Raw genomic sequence first — 2,912 nt, forward strand, 5'->3', positions numbered from 1 at the left:
AGAGCTGCTGGTTGCCCCGCCCGAAGACGAACCCCTGGCCGCCGATCGGCGAGACGACGATGACGTTTCGCTCGCCGAGAGCGTCGAGGATCTCCGATTCGCTTCCATCGCGAACGAGCAGCTCATCACGCCCGGAACGCTCCGCGCCTCTGTCTGCTGGCGAACCCATGGCGGATCCGGGAACACCTCGCCAAACGTCGACTCCCAGCGGCGACCCTTCGATTCCAAGCTCTTTCTCGATCGCACCAACGGTCCCGCCGGGCGCGAAGACGTACGTCGTCTCGGGATCGACCTCCGCAACGATCCCCTGGACGAGCCCGTCGACGCTGCCGCCGCCGAGCTGTTTGGCCGACTGGAGCTCCTCGGCGACGGGGACGTTCACTACGGCTCTGAGCGTCGTTCGGACCTCGCCTGCACGATACGCCTCCTCGTCGATGTCGCTGACCTCCCGCGACTCGGTCGAATCGAACGCGGCAGCGATCCGGCCCGCGTCCTCCGGCGTGACCCCGAACACCGAGGAGTATACCTTCACGCCCGCCGGCACACCGAGGATCGGTGTCTCGCTACCCGCTTCGGTTACCGCCTCGGCCACGTCCGTCGCGGTTCCGTCCCCGCCGACGAACAGGATCAGGTCGACCCCGCGATCCAGCAACCGGCCGACCGCCTCGCGGGTGTCCCCGGCCGACGTCTCCTCGTCCGGTTCGTAGACGACGGCCGGGTCGAACCCGGCCTCGATAACTTCGCTCGCACCCATCGGCTCGCCACAGGTCAGGACCTCGGCGTCGGGCAAGCGCTCGTACAGCGCCTCCAGTGCCGCAAGCGCGCGTTCGGGTGCACGGGGTTCAGCCCCGCGTTCGCGCGCTTCGGCGAGTTTCCCGTCGGTCCCCTTCAGGCCGACCCGCCCACCCATCCCTGCGATCGGGTTACAGACGAAACCGATGCGTCGCATACTACCCGTTCCCGTCCCGTCGCAAAAGGCCTCGCGGTCGGCGGCGCGAGTCGTCAATACTTATAAAACAGCGTCACACACGATGGGGTATGTACCCGCTCCCGCTGGCCCAGCACGGCACGTACCCCATCGAAGTCCTCGGCACCTCGGTGCTCGTCATCAGCGTTCTCATCACGCTCGCGTGGCTCCTCTACCTGTACCGATAACGATCAATACATAGATATCGATAGCCACCGCAGACCGTTTGGCGGCCCCCCGCTCCTCGGACCGCGACCCAGTGCCTCTGACAGAATCCGATCCGCTGGGGGCCGCTTCCTCATTCGGCCAGTTCGACGCGCTCGCGCAGCCAGCCGGCCGCGTCCTCGACCGTCCTTTCGTCGGTGCCCGTGAGTTTCAGCTTGACCCCGTCGCCGGGATAACTCCCGACCGTTACGTCGAAGCGCTCGCGCAGTTCGGCGAGTCGGGGGACGAGTTCGCTCTCGGGTTCGGTCGTGAAGACGCGGGCCACGTATCGAGGCTCGCCCTCGAACTCGGCTTCGACGGACTCGAACATCGCCTTCATCTCGTCGGGCACGCCCGGCAGGACGTAGATCCCCTCGACGACCGCGCCGGGTGCGACGCCGACCTCGTTGTGAAGCGGGCGCGCCCCCTGCGGCAGGTCGGCGGTCCCCGCCGTCAGTTCGTCACGCTCGTAGCCGCCCTCCTCGAGGAGCCACGACAGGGCCGCCTCGTTTCGCTCGACCGCGCGGTCGAGCGCGGCGGCGACCCCTTCTATCGTCAGGTCGTCGTGGGTCGGACCCAGCCCTCCGGTGACGATCACGGCGTCGTACTCGGTGTGGTACTCCCCGACGACGCGGGCGATCTCCTCGATTCGGTCGGGGATCACCGTCACGCGCTCGACGTCGACGCCGCGCTCGGCGAGGCGCTGGCCGAGCCACGCGGCGTTCGTGTTGATCGTGTCTCCCGCGAGGATCTCGTCGCCGACGGTGACGAGCGCGACGTACATACCCGTTCGTTCGACGTAGTGGGCTAAAACTCACCGCATTCCCGGCGGCGGGCCGTTGTCGTCGTCCTCGATATTGACGTCCAGTCCCGCCTCCTCGCGCTTTCGCTTGAGCTCCTGCATCTGGCGGTAGACGTACGTCCCGGCGATCGCCGCGCCGATCGAGGCGACGACGATCAGTCCACCGAACAGGTAGACGTCGCGCTCCATGTAGTACCGCACCGAGATGGTGTCGGTCTCCACCTCGTCCCACCGGATGTGGACCTGATCGTCGACGAGTTCGGTCTCATAGCCGCCCGGTCGGACGTTCGCGAGCACGAAGTTGTCGACCCGGTAGCCCGGCGGGAGGATCACCTCGTAGGAGCCCTCGACGAAGGTGTCGGTCGCGAGGTTGCGCGACCGAGAGTCAGACGTGAATGCGAACTGACCCCCCTCTGTGGGCAGGTGGACGGTGACCTCCGAGCGGGTCTCCTCGACCTCGATCTCCTCGGCCCCTACCACCGTCCCGTTCGGGTAGCGAAACTGCACCGCGCGCACGTCGATCGGGTTGTCGTCGCCGTAGCGGGTCGCCTCGTAGAGCCGAATCGTCGATCGGTTCTCGAGCGCGTAGACGGCCTTGTACTCGCCGTCGGTGACGTTGATGGTGGCGTCGGCGTCCGTCCCCCAGTCGTACTCGGCGTCCTCACCGAGTCCCTCCTCGCTGGTCACTGAGCCGAACCCCGTACAGCCGGCTACCGCCACGAGCGCGACGAGCGACGCGAACGCGAGCAGCCGGCGGTTCATGTGGTGATGACACAGCGCAGCTCGGAGGTGAGGTGAGGACCGATCGCCGCGAGCAACCCCGGCGGGTCGGTCCCCTCACGACAGACGACGCTCTGTTCGAGCAGTCCCAGGCGCTCGACGGTCACGATGTCCTTCGCATGGCCCGCACGGTTGACCGTCGCGCGCACCTCCCCACGC

At 67.2% G+C, this 2,912-nt stretch carries 4 protein-coding genes; all 4 read right to left on the reverse strand.

Annotated elements, in window-relative coordinates; all coding sequences use genetic code 11:
* Positions 1-949, reverse strand: a 949-nt coding sequence (locus EAO80_RS18840) for an ATP-NAD kinase family protein (protein WP_122091360.1), incomplete at its 3' end; no start/stop codon positions are given.
* A gap of 316 nt (positions 950-1,265) precedes the next feature.
* Positions 1,266-1,955, reverse strand: coding sequence for a competence/damage-inducible protein A (locus tag EAO80_RS18845; RefSeq protein WP_122091361.1), 690 nt, complete (start codon positions 1,953-1,955; stop codon positions 1,266-1,268).
* Positions 1,956-1,985: 30 nt separating this feature from the next.
* The gene (locus EAO80_RS18850) at positions 1,986-2,735 is read right to left on the reverse strand and encodes a DUF5803 family protein (protein ID WP_122091362.1); all 750 of its coding nucleotides are present in this window, start codon (positions 2,733-2,735) and stop codon (positions 1,986-1,988) included.
* Positions 2,732-2,912 (reverse strand): DUF2110 family protein (locus tag EAO80_RS18855; protein ID WP_122091363.1); only part of this gene is annotated, 181 nt, incomplete at its 5' end. The genes EAO80_RS18855 and EAO80_RS18850, both read right to left, overlap by 4 nt.

Source organism: Halalkalicoccus subterraneus (assembly GCF_003697815.1).
Taxonomy (GTDB): domain Archaea; phylum Halobacteriota; class Halobacteria; order Halobacteriales; family Halalkalicoccaceae; genus Halalkalicoccus; species Halalkalicoccus subterraneus.